Origin of the sequence: Microbacterium sp. BE35 (genome assembly GCF_031457705.1) — a bacterium.
Lineage (GTDB): Bacteria > Actinomycetota > Actinomycetes > Actinomycetales > Microbacteriaceae > Microbacterium > Microbacterium trichothecenolyticum.
On sequence record NZ_JAVDXD010000001.1, the window covers coordinates 248,283 to 274,968 of the forward strand.

22 protein-coding genes and 1 tRNA gene are annotated in these 26,686 nt (G+C 67.1%); 5 read left to right on the plus strand and 18 right to left on the minus strand.

What is annotated here, in order from left to right; genetic code table 11:
- Nucleotide 1: 1 nt before the first annotated feature.
- On the minus strand, nt 2-1,033 hold the full coding sequence (locus tag J2Y46_RS01175; protein ID WP_310239666.1) for a Gfo/Idh/MocA family oxidoreductase: 1,032 nt from the start codon (nt 1,031-1,033) through the stop codon (nt 2-4).
- A 157-nt stretch (nt 1,034-1,190) separates the two neighbouring features.
- Here J2Y46_RS01175 and J2Y46_RS01180 point away from each other — a divergent pair, with 157 nt between their 5' ends.
- Nucleotides 1,191-2,720: an ABC transporter substrate-binding protein gene (locus J2Y46_RS01180; protein ID WP_310239667.1), complete on the plus strand. Its 1,530-nt coding sequence runs from the start codon at nt 1,191-1,193 to the stop codon at nt 2,718-2,720.
- A gap of 51 nt (nt 2,721-2,771) precedes the next feature.
- Here the strand turns inward: J2Y46_RS01180 and J2Y46_RS01185 are convergent, their stop codons facing one another.
- The 4 genes from J2Y46_RS01185 to J2Y46_RS01200 all read right to left on the minus strand — a co-directional run bounded on the left by J2Y46_RS01185 (nt 2,772) and on the right by J2Y46_RS01200 (nt 10,459).
- A complete protein-coding gene (locus J2Y46_RS01185) occupies nt 2,772-3,431 on the minus strand; it encodes a TetR/AcrR family transcriptional regulator (protein ID WP_310239669.1) in 660 nt (219 codons plus the stop codon).
- A 158-nt stretch (nt 3,432-3,589) separates the two neighbouring features.
- Nucleotides 3,590-8,722 (minus strand): OmpL47-type beta-barrel domain-containing protein, encoded by a 5,133-nt coding sequence (locus J2Y46_RS01190; protein WP_310239671.1) that lies wholly within the window; start codon nt 8,720-8,722, stop codon nt 3,590-3,592.
- A gap of 31 nt (nt 8,723-8,753) precedes the next feature.
- Entirely contained in the window at nt 8,754-9,749 is a 996-nt protein-coding gene (locus tag J2Y46_RS01195) for a glycosyl hydrolase family 32 (protein ID WP_310239673.1), read from the minus strand.
- A complete protein-coding gene (locus J2Y46_RS01200; RefSeq protein ID WP_396653139.1) occupies nt 9,749-10,459 on the minus strand; it encodes a carbohydrate ABC transporter permease in 711 nt (236 codons plus the stop codon). Before J2Y46_RS01200 ends, J2Y46_RS01195 begins: the two co-directional genes overlap by 1 nt.
- Nucleotides 10,460-10,539: 80 nt before the next feature.
- Between J2Y46_RS01200 and J2Y46_RS01205 the strand changes: the two genes are divergently transcribed.
- Nucleotides 10,540-10,710, plus strand: coding sequence for a hypothetical protein (locus tag J2Y46_RS01205; protein WP_310241111.1), 171 nt, complete (start codon nt 10,540-10,542; stop codon nt 10,708-10,710).
- Here the strand turns inward: J2Y46_RS01205 and J2Y46_RS01210 are convergent.
- The 10 genes from J2Y46_RS01210 to J2Y46_RS01255 all read right to left on the minus strand — a co-directional run bounded on the left by J2Y46_RS01210 (nt 10,691) and on the right by J2Y46_RS01255 (nt 22,359).
- Nucleotides 10,691-11,530, minus strand: a complete 840-nt coding sequence (locus tag J2Y46_RS01210) for a sugar ABC transporter permease (protein WP_310239674.1) — start codon at nt 11,528-11,530, stop codon at nt 10,691-10,693. The two genes, J2Y46_RS01205 and J2Y46_RS01210, sit on opposite strands and share 20 nt — an antisense overlap.
- Before the next feature lie 180 nt (nt 11,531-11,710).
- The gene (locus tag J2Y46_RS01215; protein ID WP_310239676.1) at nt 11,711-12,880 is read right to left on the minus strand and encodes an extracellular solute-binding protein; all 1,170 of its coding nucleotides are present in this window, start codon (nt 12,878-12,880) and stop codon (nt 11,711-11,713) included.
- Nucleotides 12,881-13,048: 168 nt separating this feature from the next.
- Nucleotides 13,049-14,131 carry a LacI family DNA-binding transcriptional regulator gene (locus J2Y46_RS01220; RefSeq protein ID WP_310239679.1) on the minus strand — a complete coding sequence of 361 codons (1,083 nt, stop codon included), beginning with the start codon at nt 14,129-14,131 and terminating at the stop codon, nt 13,049-13,051.
- A gap of 256 nt (nt 14,132-14,387) precedes the next feature.
- Nucleotides 14,388-15,272, minus strand: a complete 885-nt coding sequence (locus J2Y46_RS01225) for a carbohydrate kinase (RefSeq protein ID WP_310239681.1) — start codon at nt 15,270-15,272, stop codon at nt 14,388-14,390.
- A gap of 94 nt (nt 15,273-15,366) precedes the next feature.
- On the minus strand, nt 15,367-16,617 hold the full coding sequence (locus J2Y46_RS01230) for a glycoside hydrolase family 32 protein (RefSeq protein ID WP_310239683.1): 1,251 nt from the start codon (nt 16,615-16,617) through the stop codon (nt 15,367-15,369).
- Between the two features lie 103 nt (nt 16,618-16,720).
- Nucleotides 16,721-17,767 carry a LacI family DNA-binding transcriptional regulator gene (locus J2Y46_RS01235; RefSeq protein WP_310239685.1) on the minus strand — a complete coding sequence of 349 codons (1,047 nt, stop codon included), beginning with the start codon at nt 17,765-17,767 and terminating at the stop codon, nt 16,721-16,723.
- A gap of 25 nt (nt 17,768-17,792) precedes the next feature.
- Entirely contained in the window at nt 17,793-19,175 is a 1,383-nt protein-coding gene (locus tag J2Y46_RS01240; protein WP_310239687.1) for a NosD domain-containing protein, read from the minus strand.
- Nucleotides 19,176-19,199: 24 nt separating this feature from the next.
- Nucleotides 19,200-20,036 carry a carbohydrate ABC transporter permease gene (locus J2Y46_RS01245; protein ID WP_310239688.1) on the minus strand — a complete coding sequence of 279 codons (837 nt, stop codon included), beginning with the start codon at nt 20,034-20,036 and terminating at the stop codon, nt 19,200-19,202.
- Nucleotides 20,033-20,887, minus strand: coding sequence for a sugar ABC transporter permease (locus J2Y46_RS01250; protein WP_310241061.1), 855 nt, complete (start codon nt 20,885-20,887; stop codon nt 20,033-20,035). Before J2Y46_RS01250 ends, J2Y46_RS01245 begins: the two co-directional genes overlap by 4 nt.
- Nucleotides 20,888-21,039: 152 nt before the next feature.
- Entirely contained in the window at nt 21,040-22,359 is a 1,320-nt protein-coding gene (locus tag J2Y46_RS01255) for an extracellular solute-binding protein (protein WP_310239689.1), read from the minus strand.
- A gap of 333 nt (nt 22,360-22,692) precedes the next feature.
- On the opposite strand from J2Y46_RS01255, the gene J2Y46_RS01260 reads away from it, so the two are divergent.
- Nucleotides 22,693-22,899 carry a hypothetical protein gene (locus J2Y46_RS01260; protein ID WP_310239690.1) on the plus strand — a complete coding sequence of 69 codons (207 nt, stop codon included), beginning with the start codon at nt 22,693-22,695 and terminating at the stop codon, nt 22,897-22,899.
- A 128-nt stretch (nt 22,900-23,027) separates the two neighbouring features.
- On the opposite strand, the gene J2Y46_RS01265 is transcribed toward J2Y46_RS01260, so the two are convergent.
- Nucleotides 23,028-23,576 carry an isochorismatase family protein gene (locus J2Y46_RS01265; RefSeq protein ID WP_310239692.1) on the minus strand — a complete coding sequence of 183 codons (549 nt, stop codon included), beginning with the start codon at nt 23,574-23,576 and terminating at the stop codon, nt 23,028-23,030.
- Nucleotides 23,577-23,604: 28 nt separating this feature from the next.
- Nucleotides 23,605-24,621 (minus strand): zinc-binding dehydrogenase, encoded by a 1,017-nt coding sequence (locus tag J2Y46_RS01270; RefSeq protein WP_310239694.1) that lies wholly within the window; start codon nt 24,619-24,621, stop codon nt 23,605-23,607.
- Between the two features lie 115 nt (nt 24,622-24,736).
- Between J2Y46_RS01270 and J2Y46_RS01275 the strand changes: the two genes are divergently transcribed.
- The gene (locus tag J2Y46_RS01275) at nt 24,737-25,666 is read left to right on the plus strand and encodes a LacI family DNA-binding transcriptional regulator (RefSeq protein ID WP_310239696.1); all 930 of its coding nucleotides are present in this window, start codon (nt 24,737-24,739) and stop codon (nt 25,664-25,666) included.
- Nucleotides 25,667-25,767: 101 nt separating this feature from the next.
- Here J2Y46_RS01275 and J2Y46_RS01280 read toward each other — a convergent pair.
- Nucleotides 25,768-25,856 (minus strand) — tRNA-Ser (locus J2Y46_RS01280).
- 121 nt (nt 25,857-25,977) lie between these two features.
- Between J2Y46_RS01280 and J2Y46_RS01285 the strand changes: the two genes are divergently transcribed.
- On the plus strand, nt 25,978-26,670 hold the full coding sequence (locus J2Y46_RS01285; protein WP_310239698.1) for a DUF2278 family protein: 693 nt from the start codon (nt 25,978-25,980) through the stop codon (nt 26,668-26,670).
- Nucleotides 26,671-26,686: the final 16 nt, after the last annotated feature.

Genomic DNA, 26,686 nt, shown 5'->3' on the forward strand with positions numbered 1-26,686 from the left:
ATCAGCGCGCTCCCAGCTGCCGGCGTGCCTCGTCGATCGTGGTGAGGATGGAGACGGTCTCGGCGTGAGTGTGCAAGGGGGACTCGCCACGCCCTTCGCCGACGTAGCCGGCGAGTGCCGTCGCCTCCCAAGCAAGTCCGTCCATGAGGGACACGCCCGTCGTGTCGGACCAGACGACCGGCCTCTCGAAGAGGTCGAGGGACCGCAGGGCGAAGCCCGTCGGAATGTGGAACGGGCCGTCGATGTCGATGCGCGCGTCCGTTCCGCAGATCGACGCCACGGTGGGTGTGCGGGTGAGGAGCGATGTCATCAGCGTCGACTGCTCGGAGCCGTGTCCGAGGACGATCGTGGACGAGGCGTCGACGCCGGTCGCCGTCAGCGAACCGACAGCGGTGATCGACGCCGGCTCACCGAGCACCATCGAGTCGAGCTGGATCGGGTAGATGCCGAGGTCCAGCAGCGCGCCACCGCCGGTGCCGGCTTCGAGCAGCCGGTGGTTCGGATCATCGGCGAGCGGCTGGCCGTGGTCGGAGATGACACTCCGCACCTCTCCGAGGATCCCGTCATCGATGAGGCGGCGGATCACCAGCGTCTGCGGCAGATAGCGCGTCCACATCGCCTCCATGAGGAAGACCCCGGCGGCACGCGCCGCGTCGACCAGCCGTTGCGCGTCGGCGGCATTCGTGGCGAGAGGCTTTTCGATGAGCACGTGCTTGCCGGCAGCGATGGCTCGCAGTCCCAGCGAGAGGTGCTCGCTCTGCGGAGCCGCGATGTACACGACATCGATGCCAGGGTCGTCGAAGAGCGCGTCGACGGCGGCGTGGGCAGTCGGGATGCCGTGGGCTCGGGCGAAGCTCTCCGCCCGAGCGCTGACTCGCGCAGCGACGGCGACCACCTTCTGGGCAGTGTGCGCCTGCACGGCGGCGACGAAGAATCCTGCGATCCATCCGGCGCCGACCACGCCCCAGCGCAAGACCGGTTCACCCCGCTCGGGGAGGTGGAGATCCGGTTCGGGCAAGGTTGTGGGCAGCATCAGCGCTCCTTCGGTCGTCTGCGACACGGTGACTTTAGCATCGTAAAAGATTCTGTCTTGACCATCAAGATAATCTTTGACAATGCTAAAAACATGCTGCTAGCTTCTCCCGCCAGGGAGGTCCATCGGCGGATCGCCCCCTACGAAGGGACCAAGGATGTTCCGATGGAAGGCCACAGCAGCCCTCGCGGTCGTCACGTCGCTCGCGCTCGCGGGGTGTGCCGGCGGTGACGCGGGAGGCGGCAGCTCGGCCTCGGGCCGAGCCGATCGGCTCACATTGATCGCGATCGCCGCACCGACCAGCTACGACGTGGGGCAGGGCGCAGAGTACGGCAACCGCAGCGTCTTCTTCCAGGCAGTGTTCGACACGCTGCTGCAGAAGAACCCCGAGGGCGAGATCGAGCCGTGGCTGGCGACCGCGTGGGAGTACAACGACGACAACACCGTGCTCACGCTGACGCTGCGCGACGACGTCGAGTTCACCGACGGCACCAAGCTCGACGCCGAAGCAGTCGTCGCGAGCCTCGAGCGCTTCCGCGACGGGACCTCGCCGCAGGCCGCGACGCTCGCCGGCAAGGAGTTCGCCGCCGTCGACGCCACGACCGTGACCATCACGCAGGACGCGCCCGACCCGTCCCTGGTCAACATGCTCTCGATCGCCCCGGGCCTCATCCAGGCGCCGTCCACCTTCGACGACCCGGACTCCGCCACCGAGCCGATCGGCTCCGGCCCGTACGTGCTCGACACCGCGTCGACCGTCACCGGCACGACGTACGTCTACACGGCCAACCCGGACTACTGGAACCCGGACGCCGTCACCTACGACAACCTGACCATCAACGTCATCGATGACCCCACCGCAGCGCTCAACGCGATGAAAGCCGGCGAGGCCAACGGATTGCCCCTGGTCAACAACGATGCGATCGGCGAAGTGGAGGCGTCCGGCTGGAGTATCGCGTCCAACGAGCTCGACTTCCACGGCATCCTGCTGCTCGACCGCGACGGGACGATGGCGCCCGAGCTCGCCGACGTCAGGGTGCGCCAGGCGATCAACATGGCCTTCGACCGCGAGGCGTTGCTCGCCGCACTTCAGGACGGCTACGGCACGCTGACCGAGCAGGTCTTCCCTCCGACTTCAGTCGGCTTCGACCCGGCGCTGGACGACACCTACTCCTACGATCCTGAAGCAGCCAAGGCGCTCCTGGCCGAGGCGGGCCACCCCGACGGCTTCACACTGAACATGATGACGACGCCGGCGTTCCAGACCACGTTCGACCTGGTCGGACAGCAGCTCGCCGACATCGGGATCACCGTCAACTACACCGACCCCGGCACGGGCAACTTCATCACCGACATGCTGGCGCCGAAGTACCCCGCCACCTGGATGTCGCTGGAGCAGAACCCGGACTGGCAGCTGATCAACTTCATGCTCGCCCCCGACGCCACCTTCAACCCCTTCCACACCCAAGACCCGAAGGTCGACGAGTACATCAGCACGATTCAACTCGGCACTCCCGAGGAATCCGATCAGGCGGTGAAGGACCTCAACGCCTACATCACCGACCAAGCGTGGTTCGCTCCCTGGTACCGCAAACAGGGCAGCTTCGCACACGACAACGCCACCACCGTGGAGATGTGGCCCACCAACTCCTACCCGTCGCTGTTCGGCTTCTCCCCTGCGAACTGACCAGCGGCAGAGCGGCCCCGGCGTGTCGGTGACGCCGGGGCCGCTCTGTGTTCACACCGGAGAAGCGAGGCCTTTGCGGAGCGAGGTCAACAGCGGCACGGACTCGTCGCCAAGGCGGACCGTCGGATCGTCGGCGAGGGAACGCAGAGCCTCGACCGCGCCCGCCAGCAGCGCCACCGCATCCACCCGCTCGTCCAGGAGCGCCTGAAGCTGGACCCCGTCGGATACCGCGATCAGCCTCTGCGCCTCGTCAGCAGGATCAAGATCGGCCGGGATCAGACCTGCCGCCTGCTCTGCCGCGACCGACTCGGCGATCCCCTGCGCGACCTGCTCGTATCGCTCGCGGAAGAACGCATGCGCTTCGTGCCCCGGTGCGATAGCCTCCGCCGAGAACGAGTGCAGCAGATGCACCAGCCCGGGCACGTACAGATTCAGGCGCACGTGCTCCACGAGGAAGTCGAGTGGACGGTCAGGATCAGCCTCCGCTGCGCGCGCGACCTGAGTGTCGGCATCCCACCGCTCGATCACGGCTCGCAAGAGTCCGTCCCTCGATCCGAAGTAGTAGACGAGATGAGCCGACTGGACACCGCTCTCGCGGGCGATCTCGCGCAGGCTCAGCCGCCGAAAGCCGGCGCCCGCGATCGCGTGTATCGCGGCCTCGAGCATCTCCTCGCGGCGCGCCATGCCCTTCGCATACGACGGCTCCCTCACCTGTCCAACTCTATGACGCGCCACGACGTCGCCCTAAGGGACACCCCATTTGCAGGGTGGTGTCCCCCACACGAAGTAGCAGAGCGTCCGTCAACGGTGCAAGCGAATGCGCGGGTGACTGGTCTCACCGGTCACCCGCGCAATCGAGAGCGCTGTCGCTAGATGGCCGCCACCAATCTGCGCGGACCGACAGACGACGTGTATCCGGGTCCGGTGAAGGTCACCTCATACACATGGAGCCCTCGCTCAACCCCCGACGCGGTGAGCGTGAGAAGGCCGCTAGCGTCCGCGGACAGCGTCTGGGTCGTCACCGGGCGTCCGTTGTCGGCGAGCGTGACCTTCCCGACCGGCGTGCTGCCATCCGCAGCGCTGACCTTCACGGCGAGTCGGACTTCACCGTTCCGCTTCACGAAGTGCCGATCGACCGTCACCCTGGTGGTGGTCTTCACCTCTGTGGCGGGGGCGAACTCATACTCCTGCACTGCGCTGACGTTTCCGGCGGCATCGATGGCGCGATAAGCGACGCGGGCCTTGGGTTTGTCGATGCCTATGGGCGCCGTGTAGGTCCTCCACTTCTTGGGCTGCTCGCCGGGTTTGGTGATGATCGCATATTCGATCGCGGCGACACCGGATGTGGCATCGGTGGCGGCGAGGGTCACGTGCTTCGGATTCGCGGTGCCCGTCGCCGTCACCGCGGGCGCGGTCTTGTCCAGCTTCCCTGCCCAGGTCACGGTCTCCGAAGTGTTGCCGGCGGCGTCCGTGGCGCGCACCGAGACGGTGTGGTCGCCATCGGCGGTCAAGGTGACCGGTCCGGTGTAGGAGGTGTACTCGGCGCCGTCCAGGGAGACCTCCGGACTCGGCGCCGTGTCGACATCGTCGGTGGCGGCGGCGGTGAGGGTGAGGTCGTCGATGTACCAGCCGTCGCGTCCGGTCGGATCCTTCGGGTCCGCGTCGATCGTGGCGATCGGGGCGGTGGTATCTCTCGCGACTGAGGGGGCGTTGATGTCGTCCACACTGATGTGCCCCCAGCCTCCGGCGGCACGGTCGACGATCTCGATGTAGAGTTCCTCGCCCAGATGCGCGGACAGGTCGAGGCTCTGGCGCTGGTACTGCGCGCGCAGTCCTTCCTGCTCGTTTCCGGTCACTTTGCCGAGCACTTCCCCGTCGGAGGCTCGGATCGCCGCGACGTAGAGGTTGTCCGGGTCGTATCCACCCGCGGTCAACAGGTCCACGATCCCGTCGCCGGCGAGTGTGAACGTCGTCGACCGGATCGCGCCGGTGGCGGCGTCGCCGACGGATTCGTCGAATCCCCACAGATGGCAGCGGTCGCCGCTTCCCCACGCGTTCGCCTGTCGGAACGGCCCGCCCCATCCCCAGTCGTCACGCTCGGTGACGGTGGCGTCGGTGAACGCGTTGCCGTCCAGGACAGTCCAGCCGCTCAGGTCGCAGCTCTGGAAGTCGCCGTTGGCGAGGCCTTCGGCGGCGGGCGGCCGCGGCTGCTCGAACTGGGAGGGGGCCACATCGCCGTATGCGCCGTCGAGGTTCCAGATCTTCAGCGACTTGACCTTGACGGTCTCATCACCGATGACACGCACACCCACCGCGTCTGCGAGAGTCGGGTAGACCCGGCTGGTGAGCGACTTCTCGCCGTTGACGTACGCCTCGACGACGGAGCGGTCGATGTAGGTGTGTACGGTGACCTTGCCGTTCGGTCCTACCTCGAGCGCGCCCTGATGGACGCCCTTGCGGGTGTCCGGGTCCAGCGAGGAGAACGTCCGGTCGATGCCGATCGTGTCCGCAGCCTGGTCGACGGTGATGGCGGTGCGTTCGGTGCCGTCGGTGCTGCGACGGACCTCCAGCCCGGCGACGGACTGGGTGTTCTTGAGCTGGAGTTCCAGCTCCACTTCGAGCAGGTCGGTGAGGCGGCTATGCCGGGCTTCGAGTGTTGCGTTGGCCTGCGCGACCGTCTTGTTCTTCAGGTCGACGACCTTCTCGTCGCGCAGCGAGCGGAGTTCCTCGATGGGCTGGATGCCGACGTCGCCGTCGGGCAGCAGCCCCAGGCTCACCGGAAGGCCCATGGAGTGCGCCCAGCCGGCGTCATAGTGATCGCCCTCGCTGCGGCCGTCCTGCGTGATCGTGAAGAGGATGGCTCGGCCGTCGGGGTCGACCATCCCGGACGGGCCGGTGAAGTGCTCGCCGTAGTCCCACATGCGCGGTTCCTCCTGGTCGGGCGTGAAGGTGAGGGTCTCCTGGTCCCACTCCCCGACCCAGTAGTAGGTGTTCTTGGCCGTGTTCGGGTTGTAGCCGTCGAACCAGGGGTTCACGACGAGGACGTGCTTCTCGACGCCGTCGACCGCACCCACCGGCAGCAGCACGGGCAGCTCCCAGACCTGGCCGGTCTTGGGATACTTGACCGCGTCCCCGATGAACAGCGGGTTGTGGTACTCCCAGTTCACCAGGTCACGCGAGGTGTAGAGCAGGGCCGTGCCGCCCACCCGTGTACCACCGTCGACGATGCCCGATCCGACGATCTGGTACCAGATCGGCTTGCCGTCCTCGGCGGTCTCCTTCCACACGAACGGGTCTCGGAACTGCCCGAACCAGGGCCGGCCGACCGGAGAGGTGAGGTCCGGCGTCTGCGTGGTGACCGGCTTCGGCTCGAGGATCCAGTCGGTGAGGTCGGAGTCGCCCACGTCCGCGGGCCAGGCCAGCCCGGTGGCCTGGTTCGGCACGGCGGCGTCGTTGCCTGCGGTGTAGAACAGCACCGGCCTCCCGTCCGCGTCGAGCGTCGCACTCCCCGACCACACCCCGTCGGGGGTCACCGGCTGCTGTGGGGAGATCGCCACCGGCAGGTCCTCCCAGTGCACCATGTCCTCGCTCACGGCGTGACCCCAGTGGATCTGATGCCAGTACGGTCCCTGCGGGTTGTGCTGGTAGAAGATGTGGTATTTGCCGTCGTAGTAGACGGGGGCGTGGGGTTCGTTCATCCAGTGCTCGGCGGGCAGGAAGTGGTACTGGGGGCGATAGCGGTCGCCGTCGAACCGGGCACGGTCGGGCTGGATGTCCGGTGCCGACGGCTCCGCGCCGGGGTCGGCCGCGGCGGCGATGTCCTCCGCGGACCACGCGTCATCGGTCACCGTCAACTCGTCGATCGCCCCGTTCCACATGTTGGCGCGGAAGGTGCCGTTGATGACCGCGGCGTTGTTGTGGCGGCCCACCAGAAGGGGCTGATTCGCGGCGGCGAGGATCCGGGTCCCCTCGCCGATGTTCTCCTCGGCGACCACTTCGCCGTTGAGGTAGAGCCGCATGAGCCCGGACGCAGCGTCGTACGTGGCCGCGACGTGACTCCACTCGTAAGTGGGCAGCGCGGCGTCGCCGTCGGCGCGGATGGTGTGCCAGTTGACGCCGTCGCCCAGTTCGAGTCCCCAGGCTCCGTGCCGGTACATGCCCAGCAGGTATCCGGTCTTGGCTTTGGCGTCGTGCTGGTTTACGATCGCGGATGCCTGACCGAGATCTCCCCATTCGTAGGAGCGGGGGGCGACCCAGGCGCTGATGGACAGCGTGCCGCTGGGCGTCATCGCTTCCGCGGCGGGCCGTTCGATGTACGTGGAGTACCCGTCGAACAGCAACGCTCCGCCGACGATGCCCTTCGTCCACAGCGGGTCGCTGTCAGGTTTGAACGCCGCGTCGTTGAAGACGTAGGCGACGGGGTCGGCGTGGGAGGCGCCTCCGTCAGCGGTCGCGCCGGATGTCTCGTCGAACTTCCACTGCATGGGCGTGTTGACGAGTGTGCGGATGCCGTCCGCGTTCAGGTGACCCTCGGTCGAGGCATCCACCAGGCGCAGACGCGCCATCTGACCGCGATGCTCGGAGACGTCGAGGCTGACGGCGGTGTACGGTTCGCCAGTTGCAGGCAGCAGGGACCGTGCGATCTCCGTGGTCCCGTCATCGGAGACCACTGCGATGTAGATACCCGGGTCCGCGGTGCCGCTGGCCAGCAGTTCGATCTTGCCCTGCCCGCCGATGCGGAATCGGGGGGACTCGAGCGTCCCGACCGCGGTGTCGTCCTGCAACGCACCGCCCCAGAGATGGAATCGGCCTTCGGCGTCGAACGGATCTCCGTCCGGCGTGGTGGTCGACTCGCTGACATGCTGGGGAGTGAACGCGTCACCGACGGCCGTCCAGCCGTCGAGGGTGCCGGATTCGAAGCCCGCGTTCGCGAACTCATAGCCGACGACTTCGACGGTGGTGTCGAATGCGTCGACGTTGATGTGACCCCAGCCGCCGGTCGCGTTGTCGACGATCTCGAAGTACAGGTCCTGACCGAGGTGGGCGGAAGCATCCCAGCGCACCAGGTTGTAGGCCTCGGAGTCGGCGAAGCCGGTGTTGGTCGCCCGCATCAGTTCGGCGCCGTCGGACGCGCGGTGCAGTGCGACGTACAGGTTGTCGATGTCGTTGCCGCCGCCGATCAGGAATTCGATCGTTCCGGTGCCGGTCAGGGTGAAAGTCGATGACCGCAGCGCGCCGGTCGGCGCATCGCCGCCCGTGCTGGCACCCCACAGGTGGTACGTGCCGTCATGGTTGAACGGGCCGCCCCATCCCCAGTCGGTGGCGTCGCTGACGTGGGCGTCGGAGAATGCATCGCCGGCGGTCACGGTCCAACCGCTGAGGTCGCCCGTCTCGAAGCTCGGGTTGGTGACGTTCGCGATCGATTGTTCGGTGAAGGTCCTGAAGTCGTCGACGTTGATGTGTCCCCATCCGCCGGAGGCGTTGTCGACGACCTCGAGGTACAGCGTCTCGCCGAGTTCGGCGGACACGTCCCACACCACTCGTGTGAGCCGTTCCGAGTCCGCGAAGGCCGTGTTCGTGGCACGTCGGATCTCCGAACCGTCCGATGCGCGGTGCAGGGCGACGTACAGGTTGTTGATGTCGTTTCCGCCGCCGATGAGGAAGCTGACCTCCCCGATGCCGCCGAGTGTGAACTCGCTGGAGCGGAGGATCCCGGTGGGCGCGTCGCCGCCCGCCGCCGCACCCCACAGATGGTAGGTGCCGTCGGGGTTGAAGCAGCAACCCCAACCCCAATCGGTGGCGTCGGAGACGTTGGCGTCGGAGAACGCCTCCCCTTCCACCGACGTCCAGCCGGTGAGGTCGCCGGATTCGAAGCTCGGGTTGGCGATGGTCGGGTCGGCGGCCTGCGCGGTGGAGGGCACCGCGATCAGGGTTGCGGCGACGAGGGCCGCGACCACCGTGGCGGCAGCCCCCCTCCACCGTCCAGCAGCGGGATTGTTCATTACGGCATCTCCTTTGATGGCACTGCGTCGGTCAGTTGCTGGATGGTTGAGCGGCGGGCGCGTGTGTGCGCAGGTGGTCGAACCGGCCGTCGGTGACGCGGAGGTCGCCGTCGCTGCCCCACGACACCGGGATCGGGTCGGAGAGGGCGCCGACGAACTCGCCGTCGGCGTCGACGTGATGGAACGCGAACAGGAACCAGTGCCCGGAGCGGTGCTGGATCAGTCGTCCCGCATACAGCGATTCGTCGGTCAGCCGCACCGCGCGATCGATGGGGAACGGACCGTTCGGGTCGTCGATCGTCACCGCCCAGACGCCGCCGCCGCCGTCGATGCGGCGTGCGGAGCTCATCTCATTGGTCAGACAGCTGAAGATCAGCACCTGACGCTGGTCGATGGTCGCGAGCTGGGGCACTTCGAGCTGCCCGAATCCCGCGCCGGATGCCGAGAGCGGCGGCTGCACCGTCCAGGTGTCCAGATCCGTGGAGGTGGCGTGGCCGATCACGCCACGGTTGTCCGCGTCTCCGGTGTTGGCGCGTGCGGTGATGAGCATGTGCCATCGGTCTGCGTCGCGGTAGACCCAGGGGTCGCGCCATGCTTCGTCGAACCATTGTCCGCTGCCGAATTTCTCGTACCAGCGCGGGTCGGCCTCGGTGACCGCGCCGTCGCGTTTGGTCCACGAGTACAGGTCGGGTGAGGAGGCGGCGCCGATGCGCTGCACCACCCCCGTCTCCGTACGCGAGGTGCCGGTGTAGAACATCCGCCACTCTCCGTCGTCGTCACGGACGACGGAGCCGGTCCAGGTGGTGTAGTCGTCGAATGCTGGTTCGTCGGAGACGATCAGCGCGTCCGGCACTTCTTGCCACGTGCGCAGATCGTCCGAGATGGCGTGGCCGATCGTGACATGGAAGTGGCGGCGGTTCGGGTCGCCGAGCGCGCGCGAGGCTTTGAGGTAGAAGACGTGGTAGTCGGTGCCGTCGTCAGCGAACCACATGTCCCATGTCCAGACGTCGGGAAGCGTGAATGGCATCAGCCTTTTACTCCTGAGGATGCGATCGAGTTGATGAACGATTTTTGGAATGCGATGAACAGCGCCACGACGGGCACAGTGATGAGTGACGAGTAGGCCATCACCTGCCCCCATGACACGTTGAGTTGGAAGAAGTACTGCAGCCCCACCATCACGGGGCGCAGCTCCTCGCTTTGGATGACCATCAGCGGCCACAGATAGGAGTTCCACGCCGGCAGGAACGTGAGGATCGCGACGGTGGCGATCGCCGGCCCGGACAGCGGCATGACGATGCGGGCGTAGATGGTGAACCATCCGGCGCCATCCACTCGCGCCGCCTCGTCGAGCTCGCGGGGAATCGAGGAGAAGTACTGGTAGAAGAGGTACACCGAGAATGCGTTCGCGATGAACGGAATGATCTGCACGTGGTAGGTGTTCAGCCATCCCTGGCTGAAGGCCAGGCTGAACCCGTCGGCCTCGAGCGAGGGCAGCTTGTTCACCCACCACAGCAGCGGCAGGGCGAGCGTCTCGAACGGGACGATCAGCGTCGCGAGGATCAGGGTGAGGACGATGCCGCGGCCCCGCCAGCGCAGCCGGGACAGCGCGAACGCGGCCATGCTGTTGATGAGGATGCCGAGGACCACCGTGGTGGCGGAGATGAATACCGAGTTGGCGAGGAACTGCCAGAACGGCACGCGGTTGAAGACGCCTTCGTAGTTGTCGAGCGACACGTCTCCGACGGGCAGGAAACGCGCGCCAGGATCCAAGGTCGGCGAAGATCTGCAGGTCCGGCTTGAACGACGAGACGAGCATGAAGATGATCGGCAGCGCGAAGCACACGGCCAACACGATGCGGGAGATCGTGATGACGACGCGGCTCGTTCGCGCGGGGCGGCTCCCGCCGCCGGCGACCGGGGTCTCGACGTCGGGGATGACGACGGCTTCGGTGGTGGTCACAGTGCTCAGCTCCGTTCTCGGGTGAGGTATCGCTGGATGCCGGAGACGATGAGCACCATGACGAAGAAGACGAGGGAGATCGCGGAGGCCAGGCCCGTCTGGAGCTGCTGGTAGCCGGTGCGCACGGCCTGATAGACGACAGTGGTGGTGCTGTCCAGGGGACCGCCCTGGGTCATCACGGCGATCTGGGTGAACAGGCTGAACGACGCGATCGTGATGGTGACCAGGATGAGGGTCGCGGTCTGGCGCAGTCCGGGCCAGGTGACGAAGCGGAACTGCTGCAGTTTGCTCGCGCCGTCGATCTCTGACGCCTCGTACAGTTCCGCGGGAATCGTCTGCAATCCGGCCAGCCAGATCACCATGTGAAATGCCACGCCCTGCCAGACCGACATGAACATGATCGCCGGCATGGCCCAGAGCGGATCGTTGAGCCAGTCGATCGGGGTGTACGCGCCGCCGGTGATCCCGCTGAGGAGCTGGTTGATGAGGCCGTTCTTCTGGTACATGAACCGCCACAGCAGCGAGACGACGACCATCGACGTGACGACGGGCAGGAAGTAGACCGTGCGGAAGAAGTTCGTCCCGCGGACCTTCGCGTTCACGAGCAGCGCCAACAGCAGCGCCACACCGGCCTGGACGGGCACGACCACGACGGCGAAGTAGAAGGTGTTGCGCACCGACGCCCAGAACACCGGATCGGTGAACAAGTAAGCGAAGTTGTCGAAGCCGACGAACTGCCCCGGTCGGGGCGAGATCAGTCGGGTGTCTGTGAACGCGAGCCCGAAGGCGAGCACGATCGGGATGATCAGGAACAGCGTGAACAGCACCAGTGCTGGGCTGATCATCCACGCGGCCGCCGAGCGTTCGCCTTTCAGCGCTCTCGTACGGCCCGTGCTTGGCCGGGCGGGTGGTGCCGTCTGCGCGCGCGCAGGACGGACGGTTGGAGTGGTCATCGTGACTTCCTGGGTTCAGTGGGCGCGGCGCAGTGTGCCGACGCCGCGCCCACGTTGGCTACGTCCTGGGAATCAGAACGTGTAGCCGCCGTTCTGCTGGATGTCCCGGTCGATGTCCGAGACCGCCTTATCGAGGATCGCCTGCGCGTCGCCACCGGCCAGGATGTCCTGCGTGGCCTTCTGGAATACCGACGAGATGTACGGGTAGGCGGCCGTCTCCGGCCGCACGACAGCGAACTGGTCGGCCAGCTCGAGGTAGATGCGGTTGTCGCCACCCTCCGCGTACGCGGGCACGTCGTCCGCCGCAGCCAGGGTTGCGGGGATCAGGCCGGTTGCCTCGGCGTAGTCCACGAAGTACTTGGTGTCGTGCGCGAACTCGAGGTACGCCTGGGCGCCCTCGACCTCGTCGCATCCGGTGGTGAGTCCCCACTGCCACGACCCGGCGCCGATCTTGGGGCCGTCGCCGAAGTTCGGCGGCGGCAGCACCACGGCATCGTCGAATGCCTCACGCACCGTCGCGTCAGCCCAGTTGCCGGTGTAGAGGATGCCGCTGGTGCCGTTGACGAAGTCGGCCGTCGCGTCCTCGCCGGATGTCTGGGCCATGTAGCCGTCGTCCACGAGGCCTCGGAACCAGGTCGCCCACTTGAGCGCTTCGGGCCCGTTGAGGGCACCGTCGGCGGTCTCGAAGGTGGAGCGGTCGATGAGATCGCCGCCGAAGCTCTGCAGGAGTGGCGAGTAGGCGTAGGGGATCCACTCGCCGCCGCCACCCGTACCGAAGTCGACGGCGTATTCGTAGCGGTTCAGCGCATCGATCTTCGCCAGCGCATCGTTGAACTCCTCGCCCGTCCACGGCTCGTCGACGGTGGGGATGCGCACCCCGGCGTCGTTGAGCGTCGACTCGCGGCTGAACATCGCCAGTGCGACATCGAAGAAGCCGTACGCATACACCTCGTCGTCGATGACGCCGAGAGTGCCGGCGAGCTGGCCGTCGTAGGTGTCCTCAGGCAGTCCGAGCGGCTGGATGTAGCCCGCCCATGCCCAGTTGGCGACGTTCGGGCCGTCGATGTCGACGATGCACGGCAGATTGTTCGACGTCGCGGCCGCGACGACCGCGTCGTTGTAGGCCTCCTGCGGGAAGTCTGTGACCTTGACGGTGTAGTCGTCCTGGCTGGCGTTGAAGTCGTCGACGATGGTGTTGATGACGCCGAGCTCCGCCTCGTTGCCGCCGGCGTGGGTCCACAACTCGATGGTGGTGCCGTCACCGGCGTCGCCGCCGGATCCGCTTGCTGCGCATCCTGCAGTTGCGGCGACCGCGAGGGTCGTTAGGCTAGCCGCAACGATGCGACCGATTTTTCGGGACACTGATCTACTCCTGTTCGGGTGGTGATGGTTCTTCGGTTCATCGACCGATCAGGCGTTGCCGCGCCTGTCGACCGGTTGGTGCTGCTCTCCCGGGGGTGAACCCTGGGAGGGCGGCGCTACCGAGTCGCGGTGTATGACCGGTCCTCGGATGCGTTTCGTCGGCGCCGCGCTGTGCGCTCGGCCCGTCGAGATCTGCTGAAAGAGCTGTTCCGCCGCCCAGACACCCATGTCGTAGTGCGGGAGCTCGACGGTCGTGAGGCCCGGATACAGGCCCGCCGCGATGAAGTCCTGGTTGTCGAATCCGACGATCGACACGTCCTGCGGGATCCGCAGGCCCAGTTCCGCGGCCGCACGGTAGACGCCCATCGCCAGGCGGTCGTTGAAGCAGAACACGCCGGTCGGCCGGTCGGCCTGAGCCAGCAGGCTGATCGTCGCCTGGTATCCGCCCGCGGGGTCCGCCTCGGCTCGGACCACGCGAAGGTCTTCCTGCGTGAGACCCCAGGCCGCGGCACGGCGACGGAATCCTTCTTCGCGGCCGAACGTGGCGGGAACCTCGTGCACGTCGTTGATGAACGCGATCTTCCGGTGCCCTGCGGCGAGCAGCACCTCCGCCGCGTCTTCACCGCCGGCCGCCTCGTCCGGCACGGCCCACGGCACCGTCGGGTCGGCGCACGAGGCGTTGATGAGCACGGTGGGGATGTGCGCGAGCTTGGCGGGCAGCTCGACCGGGCGGTGGTACATCGCCGCGTAGAGGATGCCATCCACCTGCCGACGCAGAAGCGCGTCGATCTCGCGATCCTCGACTTCGCTCTGATAACCCGTGTTGACCACGAAGACCACGGAGTCGTGGCTGGTCGCGACGTCCTGGGCGCCGAGGATGATCTTGCCGGCGAACGGGGTCGTCGCGATCTCGTCGCCGATGAGGCCGATGGTGTGGGATCGCTGCGTCCGCAGGCTCTGGGCCAGGATGTTCGGCGCATAGCCGAGCCGGTCGGCCTCGGCCAACACGCGCTCACGAGTCTCGGGGAGGATCCGCTTGCCGGGCACCTCGTTGAGCACGTGCGACACGGTCGTGATCGACACGCCAGCCGCTGCCGCGACCTGCTTGATCGTCACTCTGCCTTGCGCCATTGCTCTGCCCAATCGTTTTGCCGCACTTAGTATGTGCGCTTCGACTCTGGTTCGTCAAGTGCCCGACGAACGGAAGCAGGATCGTTACGACGCCGTAATCTGCGCACATCTCAGGTAGTCCGTCGCGTCGGCGCAGACGCGTCGCACGGTGCCGTCAGGGCGGTCATCTCCCCGTCTCATCGCGCTCCGCGCGGTCGCCCTGGTGGCGTCTGCGCCCAGACGGGGCGAGTTGTGGTTGCGGACAGGGCGCGCGGGCTTACAGCTCTCGGGCCCAGGGCAGATCGGCACCTGCTCGCGACACGGTGATGGCTGCCGCGTGCACCGCGTCGGCGCCGAGGCGTTCGAGTCCGGCGCGGTCGCCGATGGTGGGATCGTGGAGCAGCGAGTGGATGAGGGATGCCATGAACGTGTCGCCTGCCCCGATCGTATCCACCGCCGCGACGCTCACTGCGGGGATGCGGACGCGGTCCTGGCCCGATGCCACTATGGCGCCCTCGCTGCCCATCGTGATCGCCACCAACCGGGGCCCGTGGCTGAGGACGATGTCGATCACCTCATCGGGCGACAGGTGCGGGTACAGCCATGCCGCGTCTTGGTCGCTCATCTTCACGGCCGTCGCCAGAGCGGCCGTAGCTTCGAACACCTGCAGCGCCTCGGGGTGTGGCGGCATCAGTGCAGGCCGGATGTTCGGATCGAACGTGATGTGCGCGGCGCGCGACGCTTGCAGCGCGAGACGCACGCTGGCCGCCCCGGGCTCGAGGAACGCGGCAATGGAGCCGGTGTGCAGCACCCGCGGCGTCGGCACGTGCACGGCGGGGAGGGCGTCCCAGATGAGGTCGAACTCGTACTGGGCCTGGCCGTCAGTCGCGATGTGCGCCACCGCCGTCGACGTGTGAGGCAGTGTGAACGACGCGGAGAGCACCTGCACCCCCGACTCCTCCAGGTGGTCGACCACGGCAGCCCCGCGCGGATCTTCCCCGAGTTGCGTGAGAAGGGCGCATCGCACGCCTCGACGCCCCAGTCCGAGCGCGACGTTCGCGGGGCTGCCGCCGACGTGCTCTGTCGCCCAGGATCCTGTCTCCACGATGTCGATGAGTGCTTCGCCGATCACCAGCACGTCCAGCCCTGAGTGCGATGCCATTTGATTCCGATCCTCGTCGTGAATGCCGCGATCACCCTACCGGGACGATCGCGATGACTTGCCGCGGTCTGCGGATGCGTGGGGAGCGTCCGTTCTAGCCCAACGCATATGCCTCGATCTCGCCGCAGTCGGCCCGGATGCGCAGCGGAGCGGAGCCGAATGTTGTCGCGACGCCCAGCAACCCGCCTGCGGATGACACCTCCAGCAGGGGCCCGTCGATCACCACTCGCACGTTCCCGGAGACGGGGACATGATGTTCCGCTCCCCGGCCCTTCGGGGATCGCTCGGCGACCACGAGTTCCCGGTGGTCTCGCCGGATGCTCACTCGCGAGTCGCCGGATTCGATCGTGAGCTGCGCGCCCTCCCCTGCGGTCCACACGACATCCGCGGCGGACCCGTCAACCTCACCGATGTCGATGGACGGGCCGCGATGTTTGTCCACGTCGGGGTGCACGGTGGCTACCAGCCGGTCGTTGTCGAGCGTGAGCAGGTACGGGATGCTGTGGGCGCCCGTCCAGCCCGTGTCCGGGTCGGCGACCCCGCGCATCCAGAACAGGAGGCACGGGCGCCCGTCGGCGTCGGTGAACAGCGACGGCGCGTAGTAGCTGTCGCCGAACGTCAATCTCCCCCAGCCTTCGGCGGCGAACTCTCCGTCGTCGTAGGAGCCGACGGCGTATCCGGCGTAATGGAGCACGTCGTCGTCCCACACGGAGGAGATCATCACGGCGCGGCCGTCGATGGTGAGAACCTGCGGGCACTCCCACAGGGCGCCCATCCAGACGGGCTGGGTCTCGGCCGTCGATCGTTGCAGCGCGATGCCGGCGTACGCCCAATGCCGCAGGTCGTCCGAGGTGTAGGAAAGCGCTGCGGCGGTGCCGTCGCGAAGTGCCGCGCCGACGAACATCCGCCAACCGTCTCCCTCTCGGCGGACGAATGGGTCGCGATAGGCGATGAGGTCCAGGTCGTCAGGTGCTTCCACCACGACATCGCCCTTGACCCACGTCAGCCAATCGTCGTCGCCGGGTGTCGCGATGCGGATCCTGCCGACGCCGAAGTCGGGGGTCGAGACGGAGGTGTAGAAGATCCTCGCCTCGTCCTGATCGTCGACCACGAGGCATCCGGTCCAGATGCCGTCGTCACCGTCTCCCGGTGTGATCGCGACGGGCAGTTCGCGCAGGCTGAGCAGATCAGGGCCCACGGCGTGGCCCCAATGGCAGTTGGGTCCCCACACCATCTGGCCGGGAACGTACTGGTAGAAGACGTGGTACTGCCCGTTCCGGTAGGTGATTCCGTGCGGATCGTTGATCCAGCCGGTCTGGGCGGTGAAGTGGTTGGTGGGTCTCATGCGGATGCTCTCTGATTCGGGGGTACGCGCGCCTAGCGGTGCGGGGCCCGGCGTTGTGCGCCTGCGGGCAGCCGCCATGGCGCCCCTCAGGGGGCTGGGGCTCTCAGGCGAGGGTGCCCGGGCGGGGGGACGCGACGGATTCACGCTCGACGAGGGGGCACGCCAGCACCGTCGGGTGTGCGGCCAGCAGGGTTTCTTCGCCTTTGCCCTGGATGAGCGCGGACAGCGTCGCCACCGCCCAGGCGCCCATCTCGTAGTGCGGAAGAGAGACGGTCGTAAGCGTCGGGAACAGGCTGTCGGGGATCGGTGCCTGGTCGTCGAATCCGACGATGGACAGGTCGGTCGGGATGACGAGCCCGCGCTCACCGGCCGCGCGATACGCGCCGATGGCCATGCGGTCGTTGTAGCAGAACACTGCGGTGGGGGCACGGTCGAGCAGGGCGACGGTGGCGCGGTACCCGCCGCGCGCGTCGGCAGTCCCGGCCACGACGAGATCGTCTGTGGGCAGGCCCGCCGCATGCATGGCATCGAGGTAGCCGAGCAGGCGGCCTCGAGTAGCCGGAACGTCTTCGGCGCTCGCGGCGAATCCGATCCGTCTGTGCCCCGCGCGCGCCAACATCTCCACGACGGACGCCGCTCCAGCCCGCTCGTCCGGCAGTACCGCAGGGATGGATCCTGCGGAATCGCGAGCGCCGATCAGTGCCGCCGGGCGGCTCCGAAGGTTCTCGGGGGCAATGATCTCGTCGTGATAGACCGTCGCGTAGATGATGCCGTCGACTTGTCGGTCGAGGAATGCCTGGATCGGTGCGGAACCCACTTCCGGGTCCGGGTTCAGTTCGGAGTTGATGATCGCGAGCGTGAGGTTGCGCCGGCTCGCCTCCTCTTGCGCTCCGAGGATGATCCGACCGGCGTGCGGTGTCGTGGCGATCTCCTCGGTGAGCAGGCCGATCATGTCGGACGCCTGGGTTCGCAGCCCGCGGGCGAGTCGGTTTGGTCGGTATCCCAGTTCCGCGGCTGCCGCACGCACACGGGCGGCGGTGTCTTCGCTGACCCGAGTGTGGGGCGTGGCATTGAGCACGTGAGACACCGTGGTCTGCGAGACGCCGGCGTGTGCGGCGACGTCTCGGATCCCGGCGGTCTTCTCTGTCACCCGGCTCCCCGTCATTATTTCTCTCTCACGTTCGTACCACTTTTCGTGTCGATTCGTCCGGCGAGGTCGCAGCGAGTGCGATCGACGGTGTGGCACGGACGGCGTTCATGGTCGGGTCCAGCGTGAGCTGATCGTCGCGACCCGAGTCCAGGATGGTGTTGCGGGTCGATTCGGCGTCGACCCACACGGCAGTGACGGGCAGTGTCCGCGACGATCCGGTCGTCAGCAGTGCGTCGACCTGCGCTTCGAAGGCGGAGTCGTTCGAGGTCGCGGCGACGTCCAGCGCGACGATGTGATTGGTCGCGATGTAGTTGCCGTCACCCGCTGTCAGCCTGATGATGACGGGGGCCGCGCCCGCCGGGCGCACGCTGCGCGAATCGATGACCTCGGAGAAGTGATTTCCGATGATCGAGTTGTCGCTGCCGTCGATGGTGAGTAGCCCGGTGAGGTCGTCGAGCCCGTTGTCGACACCGAGGAACGGCGTCCAGGGTTCGTGGTCGCGCAGGAAGTGATTCGTCGACACGAGGTTCTCCGAGCTGCCTGCGGCGAGCACCACCATCCCTGGGTAGAAGGCGTGAAGCCGGTTGTTGGTCACGCTGGAGCGGGTGACGCCATGGAGGTGGACGCTGCTCGCGCCGCGGGGGAAGACGTTGTTCGCGGTGATGAGGAGCCCGCCGTGGTTCTCGGCGTAGATCGACCGCCCCTGAGGGCCGGCCCCGATCAGGTTGTCAGTGATCTTGGACGCCTGCCCCCAGCCTCGCAGTTCGATGCAGCTGCCGCACTCGGCGATGAAATTATCGTGGATCGACAGCGCGTCCGCGTTGTGGATCGTCAGCGCGTGCTCGAGGTAGACGAATCCCATGCCGGTGACCCGGAACGAGTCGTTCGCATCCTCGACGTAGATACCGGTCTTGCCGTTGACGTACGAGTTCTCCGGGTTTCCTCCCGGCTCGTCGCCGGTGAAGTGGAGCCCGTCGATGCAGAAGCCCGAGAACTCGATCGAGCTGATGCGAGGGCTCCCCTCCCGCGCCACCCGGAACGCGGCGCCGTCGGACTGCCGCCCGTCGCTGCCCGAGACATCGACAAGGATGCGGCTGCCTCCGGGCCACAGCTCGTGCAGCCCCGACCACTCCTCCTGCAGTATGTTGAATCGGATGCTCGACGAGGTGAAGCCGTGCCCGGCGCCCTCGATGCGCAGGAAGCTGATGTCGATCAGCACCTGGGTGCGAAGGCGGTAGTCCCCGGGCGGGATGTGGATCACGGCGCCCGGCTTGCCCCCGTCGTCGGCATCGGAATCGGCCTGGCGGGCCTTGACGTCGGCGATGATGCTGTTGATCACCTCCCCGATGTCCTCATGAGGGTCGCCGTGAGACCAGGTCGTGACGTCGTAGCTGTTGGCACTCGACATTAGGTTCCTTCGTATCGCGAGTTGTCAGCCCTTGACCGCGCCGAGCGTGAGGCCGGCGACGATCTGCCGCTGCAGGAAGAGTGTGAGCAGGATCACGGGGATCGAGTAGACAGCAGCGAGTGCCGTCATCCCTCCCCAATCCAGACCGAACTGGCTCTGGAAGTTCGCGATCACGACCGGAGTGGTCTGCGCGCGCACCGAGGTGAGCAGCAGCGCGAACAGGAACTCGTTCCAGGATGCGAGGAACGCGAAGATCGCCGTCACGGCGAGGCCGCCGGACACGACCGGAAGCACGACCCGCCACATGGCCTGGAGGCGGCTGCAACCGTCCACCTCGGCCGCCTCGCTCAGCTCGTCCGGGACGGCTTCGAAGAAGCTGGCCATCAGCCAGATCGACAGCGGAAGCGAAATGGTCGTGTGCGCAAGCGCGAGCCCGAACGATGTGTCGGTGAGACCGAGCGTGCGCATCACCTCGATGAGCGGCGCTCCCACTGCGATGGTCGGCACCATGCGGGTGACCAGCGCGGCGACGATGAACACGCGTCCGCTGGGGGTGCGGAACCGGGTGATCGCGTAGGCCGCGGGCACCGCCAGCACCAACGACAGCACGGTTGAGATGACGGCTGTGACCACGCTGTTGATGAGCGCGGCCGGCACGCCTTCCCGAGTGAGAGCGGATACGTAGTTGTCGAGCGTCCATGTCTCCGGCCACACCGACGGCGGCACGGCGATCGCGTCCAGCGGGGGTTTGAACGACGTCAGCAGCAGGTACAGGAACGGGAACCCGTACAGGATGATGGCGGCGGCGAGCAGCACCCACAGCAGAATGCGGCTCTTGCCCCGGGTTTCGAGCGGATTCATCGTGTGCTGCTTCCTGGACGCCAGATCAGCATGATCGCCGCGATGGCCACGACCAGCATGACGATGAGATAGACGGTTCCCATGGCACTGGCCAGCCCCGGATCCCCGAACCGGGTCATGGTCCGGTAGATGAGAAGGCTGAGCGTGGTGGTGCTGCCCTGCGGGCCGCCATCGGTCTGGATGAGGATGATGTCGAACGCCCGCGCTGCGTCGATTCCGCGCACGATCAAGGCGACCGCGATCACGGGCCGCAGCAGCGGGATGATGATGCTGAACAGGATCCGCGGGTACCGCGCCCCGTCGATGCGGGCCGCTTCGATCACGTCACCGGGGACGTTCTGCAGTCCGGCGAACAGCACCAGTGTGATGAACGAGGTGGTCAGCCAGATGTCGGGCAGCGCGACCGAGAAGAGTGCGATGTTCGGGTCGCTCAGCCACTGGATCTGGTCGGGGCTCGAGAGGATGTGCGCCTCGTACAGCAGCTGGTTGACGATGCCGAAGTTGTCGATGAGCAGGAACCGCCACAGCAGACCAGCGACCACCGGTGCGATCATCAGCGGGTACATGAAGACCGTGCGGAACACGGCCGAGCGGCGGCCGAGTGCGGTGAACAGCAGGGCCACCGCCAGGCCGAGCACGAACTCAGCGGTCACGACGAACACGGTGTACACGACCGTGCGCACGGACGCCGACTGGAACGCCTCCGACGCGAACGCCGTGGCATAGTTCGCAAAGCCCACGAACGTCCGGGGTGCGCCGGCGAACGGGGAGATCTCGAAGAAGCTGTCGTAGATGAATCGGATGAGCGGCCACAGCACGAAGGCGGCCAGGAACAGGGCTGCCGGCGCCATGAGCAGCAGCGCGAACCGGCGGTCGCCGCTGTCTTTGCTGCGGTGCTTGCGCGGGCGGGCGGCCTCCCTCGGTGGGGCGGCCGAAGCCACCCCACCGCGGGCTGCGGGAGCAAGAGTCTCCACGGAGTACCTTCTGTAACGGATCGGATCGTCTACTGGACGATCGACTCGATCTGGGACTGGGCGTCCGACAGGAGCTGAGCGGTGTCAGCTCCGGGCTCGACGGCCTTCTGGATCATCGGCACGAGCACCGAGTCGACGATCTCCTGCCACTGAGGCGTTGCGGGTCGAGGCAGCGACTGCGGGGCTTCGAGGGTGGTCACCAGCGCGGGATAGTTCTCGAATCCGGCCTCGCCTTCCTTGCTCTCGAACGCGCTCTTGCGTGCGACGAGACCCAGGGAGGTGTCCGCGGCGAGGTCGTTGTGCTCGTACGCGAATGAGATGAAGTCCTTGGCCGCGTCCTGGTTGTCGCCTGAGGCCGGGACCGAGAGATACCAGGCGCCGGGGACGCCCGCCACCCCACCGGGGCCGCCGATCATCGGCGCGACGCCGATGTCTTCCTTGACAGGCGAGTCGTCGGGTGTCTGCCGGTAGGCGTGGCCCCAGAACCTCATCATCGCGAGCTTGCCCTGATAGAAGAGGTTCTGCGCCCCAGCCCAGTCGAGCTGCGCCGCGCCCGAGGGTGCGAACGGCAGCAGGCTGACGTAGTAGTCGAGAGCCTCCTTGTGGGCGGCATCGTCGATGGTGACCTCGCCGCTGTCGGCGTTCAGCACCATGTTCTCTTCACCGGCCTGCGACACCGTGGCCAGCCACTCCGTCTCGACGGCTCCCTTCACGTCGGTGCCGTAGAGGTCGATCGCGCCGTCTCCGTCGGTGTCCTGCGTGAAGAACTCCGCGACGTCCTGGTACTGCTCCCAGGTGGTCGGCGCCGCCAGGGGGTAGCCGTACTCGGCCTCGAAGGCCGCCATGTTCGCCGGGTCCTCGAAGAGGTCGGTGCGGTAGAAGAGGATCTCCGAGTTGGTCCATACCGGCATGCCGACGAACGTGTCGTCCACTTTCGACTCGCTGACGAGTCCGCCGAACAGGTCGGACTCCACGTCGTCCGTGAACAGATCGTCCAGGGGGGCGAGGCCCGGCGCGAAAGCGGGGAGCCAGATCGCGTCCAGCGCGGCGATGTCGAAGGAGGGCTTGCCCGCCTGGAGTTCTGAGGAGATGCGGTCGTAGAGTCCCGCGTACGGGAGCTCGACGAGGGTCACCTCGGTGCCCGTCTCTTCCTTGTACAGGTCGGCGATGGGCTGCAGTTCCGCCTTCCCGCCGCCCTCGACCACGACGGTGAGCCCGGCGCCGTCCGTGGCGCTTGTGCCAGTGCCCCCGGCGCCGCACCCGCTGAGGGCGATACCGGCAACGGTCACCGCGGCGATCGCGATGAAGGCACGGCGTCCGCGCCTCGTCGCTTGATTGCGAAGCTTCATCACTTCGACTCCAGTTCTTTGATGTGTGCAGGATTCAGGATTGCCAAGACGATTTGCCAAATCGTCTTGGCACGAAGATAGCTGGCTCCAGATGTGACGTCAAGTGAGCGCCGGCGACCTGAACACTGGGCTGAGTCCGGTCTGTCGATCCGGCCGATCGCGCAGCACCCGGGCTGGGGAGGGGCAACCGGGGCCAAGCTCGCCGGCCCAATGGGATGCCGCCGCGTCCGGGTCCCCCCTGAAAACATGCGACGGATCCTCAACGCCGTGCGGGGCGGGCGCATCGGCGAGACGGCGGCAAGCTCTCTCCGCGCACGACACACACTCCACCGAGTGATCACGGGCATGAAGCCTCGGGCCGCCATCTCGCTCACGCCGTTCACTGACGAAGAGCAGGCGCTGCTGCATTCACGACGCACCCAAGCATTCGACCCGATAAGCGCCGGAGTTCAGCAGATCCCCGCTCAACCGGGATTCATCGGCATGGACAACACACCCTTGTCGGCAGTCACCTACCCGCCGCTGACGACCATCGGCTAAGACGTGGCGCGGCGGCGCACGCACTCATCACGGTGACGCTTTCGGGGCTCGGCGAATCCGTTGACGAGAGACCATCGTCGGATCCGGGGTTCACGTGGCCGCGCTGGCGATTGCTCGGCGAACTGCGCTCACCGGCCGAGCGCGTCCAGGATCTCGTTCGTGGTCGCAACCTGCGCGAGCATCGGAAAGATCCGCTGGATGCTGTTCTCATGCGTCTCCGAGCGGAGATCAGTGACAGCATCCGAAGCGATCACGAGCTCATAGCCGAGATCGTGAGCTTCCCGGGCCGTGGACTCGACGCCGATGCTCGTCGCGACACCGGCGAGCACAAGTCGCGTGATGCCGTGGTCGCACAGCAGCCCGTCGAGACCCGTCCCGGCGAAGGCGCTCCACGCAGGCCTCGTGACACGGAGGTCATCGGGCTGCGCGTCGAGCACCGCGAGCGGTTCGCGGAAGCCTTCCGGCTCCGCCCTCTCGGGCCGCCCGTCGGCACCGGCGCGGCTCAGCGCGAATGTCGCGATCACGACGGGCAGACGTTGACGGCGGAACGCCGCCGTGAGTTCCCCCGCACGCTCGCCGACGGTGTCAACGGGGTTGAAGAACGGGTTGCTTGCGGTCCCCTGCTGGAGGTCGACCACCACGAGTGCCGTGTCGGCGAGGGTTGTGGTCAATGCCACGGTGCACGCTCCTTGAGGCTTTGGGGTGTCAGTCGAACGTGACGACGATCTTGTCGGCGGCGCCGGGGGTCTTCGCGAGTTGAAGGGCGTCGAGGGTCTGCTCGAACGGCATCGTGTGGCTGACGATGAGGGCGTACTTCTGCCAGTTCTCGATGATGTCGTCGGTGACCTCGAAGATCTCGGTGGGGTACCCCATCGACCACACGAGGTTCAGCTCGCTGGTGAGGATGCTGCCGAAGTCGAGCTCGACGGGCTTCTTGTGGACCGCGACGATGCCGAGTGTCGCGCCGTGCTTGGCCATCGCTGTGACGGTCTGCGGCACGATCGAGACGCCGGCGGCGTCGAGATAGATGTCGGTGCCGGGACGGATGCCGCGGTTCAGCGGCGTGGCGCCGTCACCGTGCAGCTCGACCAGGCGGGCGGCGACATCCTCCTCGGCGGAGTTGATGACGGCGTCGGCGCCGATCTCGAGCGCGGTCTGGAGCCGGTTCGGCTGGATGTCCACCACGACGATGTGCGAGGCCCCGCGGCGACGATAGCCGAGCACCGCGCCGAGGCCGATGGGGCCGGCGCCGAATACGACGACCTTGTCGCCGGGCTTCGGGTCGGTGCGGTTCACGGCGTGGTAAGCGACCGCCATCGGCTCGTTGAGGGCGGCCACGTGCCACGGGATGTGGTCTGGGATGACCCGCACCTGACGGCCCGGGGCGGCATCGCGCACGACGATGTACTCGGAGAATCCGCCCTGCGCTCCCCCGGAGCCGAGCAGTCCGTCGGTGAAGGCCATGGTGTCGATCACGACGTGGTCGCCGACGGCGAGGCCTTCGACGTCGTCGCCGACCTCGGCGATCTCGGCGGCCGGCTCGTGACCCAGCGGGGTCGCACCCTGCCGCGGAGGGATGCCGCCGAAGTGGGCGTACATCGCGTCCGAGCCGCAGATGCCGCAGGCCTTCATCTTCAGCAGGACGTCGGCCGATCCGATCGCCGGCTTGTCGACCTCGACCCAGGACTCGGTGTCGACACCGGTGACATGGACGGACTTCATGAGCTCTTACCTCCAGCGGGAACGGCGGGCGCGCGGGACGACGATGTGGCGCAGCATCCATCACTAATTCGAATTAGTTCACGATAGCCTCATCTGGAGGGAAAGGCGAAACGAGATGGCGGAGCGGCGGGCGACCATGAAGGATGTCGCGCGTGCGAGCGGGGTCTCGCCCGCCACCGTGAGCTTCGTGCTCAACGACACACCCGGCCAGACGATCCCCGCCGAGACCCGCGAGCGTGTGCGTGCGGCGGCCACTGCGCTCGGGTATCAGCCGCACGGTGTGGCGCGGGCACTGCGCGAGGGACGCAGCCGCGTCGTGCTGCTCGGCATTGGAGGGCTGCGCGGCGGCCGCAGCCTGCAGGGCTTCGTCCGCGGGATGAGCGCCGAACTCCGGACGCAGGGGTACGGACTTCTCGTCTACCCCGGCCCATCGACCGACCCCGGTCACGCTGACCTGGTCCGCGACCTGCGGCCGCACGCGGTGATCGACCTGGCCGAGATCTACGCAGCACGCACCGCCGCGGACGACGGCGGCTGGACTGACGGCCTCGCCGCCCACACGATGACCCAGCTGGCGCACCTGGTGGACCGCGGGCACCGGTCGATCGCGTTCGCCATTCCCGCCGAACCCGACCTCGACGGCCTTGCGGCCCTGCGGGCGAAGCTCGCCGGGGAAGCCGGACGGCGACTGGGTGTCGGCGCGTTGCCTCTGGTCTCGATACCGGAGCCGCCACAGGCCGCCCGTGAGGCGGTCGGTCTGCTTCGTGACGACTCCCCCGACGTCACTGCCGTCGCCGCGTTCGACGACGAGATCGCCCTCCGCCTGCTCGGCGGTCTCTCCGACCTCGGCGTGCCGGTGCCGGATGAGATGGCCGTGATCGGCTTCGACGACAGCAGCTTCGGCGTGTCATGGCGTCCCCCGCTCACGACGGTCCGAATCGATGGCGAGATGTTCGGTCGCCGCGCCGCGCGTACGATCCTCGGCACGGACTCAGCGCACCGGCCCGGATCCGCGGCTCGCGTCATCGTGCGCGAGACGACCTGATTTCGGCCCGGTGCGGCGACACCACACGGAACCGGCCCGATCGACACGGAACGAAACCCCGGAAATACGCCTCAGAACGACGTCAAATCGGGCGAAAAGTGCGGAGACGGAGGGATTTGAACCCTCGGTCCCCTTACGAGGACTCCACCTTAGCAGGGTGGTGCACTAGGCCTGACTATGCGACGTCTCCAGGCATCCGGCCGCGAGAGCGCGGATGCACCCAGCAATCATAACCGAGACCGGGACCGCTTCTTGCACGCGCGGAATCAGCAGCCGGGTATCACACGCGGTCGCGGCTCGCTCATCCCGGTATGCCGTTCACACAGTACGGAGTGCTCAGCGGAACCCTCGTGTCGCACGAGCGGGACGACCCGGACGAGTTCGGGCGGTGGTGGCACGTCAACCTGAAGCTGCGCAGCGGGGCCCGCGACTTCCGCGTCGCGGTCGACGTCGACAGCAAGAACTCCGCCGCGGGGGTGCAGTGGAAGACCATCCGCACCACGGGCGCGAGGCTCGGCTGGCCGGCGCCGCCGGCTCCGGCCTTCACGAAGCTCCTCTCCTCCCCCGCCTCTGGCGCCCTCGACGTCATCCGCCATCGCGAGCTGCGGGTCGTCGGCATCCGCTGGTTCCTGCAGTGGCTGCTCCGCGCACGGGATGCTGTGGCCGCCGACCGATCGCCTTTCTGGGTGCCGTTCCTCCGGTCGTGGCGCTCCGGCGACCAGCTCCAGGCGTCGCAGGCGCTGGAGGCGACGCTGCGCGTCGGGGCGCTCACGCTCGTGTGGGGCGAGCCGTTCCCCGAGGGCGCGGCTCCGGCGTCGGTGCAAGGCATCCATAACGTCCATCAGAACCAGGGCGACCCCGCCGGGTCGCAATGGTTCCCCGAGAACGGGATCTGGCAGGACGGCGGGGTCGCGACGCAGCAGCCCGACGGCAGCTGGGTCGTGTTCGTCTCGAAGTTCTCGACGCAGTCCGACCGCACCGACAGCCTCGGCCACCCCGTGTGAGCCGGAACCCACACGG

Coding starts and splice junctions, on each gene's coding strand:
- J2Y46_RS01275 (WP_310239696.1), top strand. CDS start 24,737: ATGGCGGAGCGGCGGGCGACCATGAAGGATGTCGCGCGTGCGAGCGGG.
- J2Y46_RS01180 (WP_310239667.1), top strand. CDS start 1,191: ATGTTCCGATGGAAGGCCACAGCAGCCCTCGCGGTCGTCACGTCGCTC.
- J2Y46_RS01225 (WP_310239681.1), bottom strand. CDS start 15,272: ATGGCATCGCACTCAGGGCTGGACGTGCTGGTGATCGGCGAAGCACTC.
- J2Y46_RS01245 (WP_310239688.1), bottom strand. CDS start 20,036: ATGAATCCGCTCGAAACCCGGGGCAAGAGCCGCATTCTGCTGTGGGTG.
- J2Y46_RS01270 (WP_310239694.1), bottom strand. CDS start 24,621: ATGAAGTCCGTCCATGTCACCGGTGTCGACACCGAGTCCTGGGTCGAG.
- J2Y46_RS01175 (WP_310239666.1), bottom strand. CDS start 1,033: ATGCTGCCCACAACCTTGCCCGAACCGGATCTCCACCTCCCCGAGCGG.
- J2Y46_RS01230 (WP_310239683.1), bottom strand. CDS start 16,617: ATGAGACCCACCAACCACTTCACCGCCCAGACCGGCTGGATCAACGAT.
- J2Y46_RS01195 (WP_310239673.1), bottom strand. CDS start 9,749: ATGCCATTCACGCTTCCCGACGTCTGGACATGGGACATGTGGTTCGCT.
- J2Y46_RS01190 (WP_310239671.1), bottom strand. CDS start 8,722: ATGAACAATCCCGCTGCTGGACGGTGGAGGGGGGCTGCCGCCACGGTG.
- J2Y46_RS01220 (WP_310239679.1), bottom strand. CDS start 14,131: ATGGCGCAAGGCAGAGTGACGATCAAGCAGGTCGCGGCAGCGGCTGGC.
- J2Y46_RS01240 (WP_310239687.1), bottom strand. CDS start 19,175: ATGTCGAGTGCCAACAGCTACGACGTCACGACCTGGTCTCACGGCGAC.
- J2Y46_RS01255 (WP_310239689.1), bottom strand. CDS start 22,359: ATGAAGCTTCGCAATCAAGCGACGAGGCGCGGACGCCGTGCCTTCATC.
- J2Y46_RS01210 (WP_310239674.1), bottom strand. CDS start 11,530: ATGATCAGCCCAGCACTGGTGCTGTTCACGCTGTTCCTGATCATCCCG.
- J2Y46_RS01250 (WP_310241061.1), bottom strand. CDS start 20,887: ATGGCGCCGGCAGCCCTGTTCCTGGCCGCCTTCGTGCTGTGGCCGCTC.
- J2Y46_RS01285 (WP_310239698.1), top strand. CDS start 25,978: ATGCCGTTCACACAGTACGGAGTGCTCAGCGGAACCCTCGTGTCGCAC.
- J2Y46_RS01205 (WP_310241111.1), top strand. CDS start 10,540: ATGAAGATGATCGGCAGCGCGAAGCACACGGCCAACACGATGCGGGAG.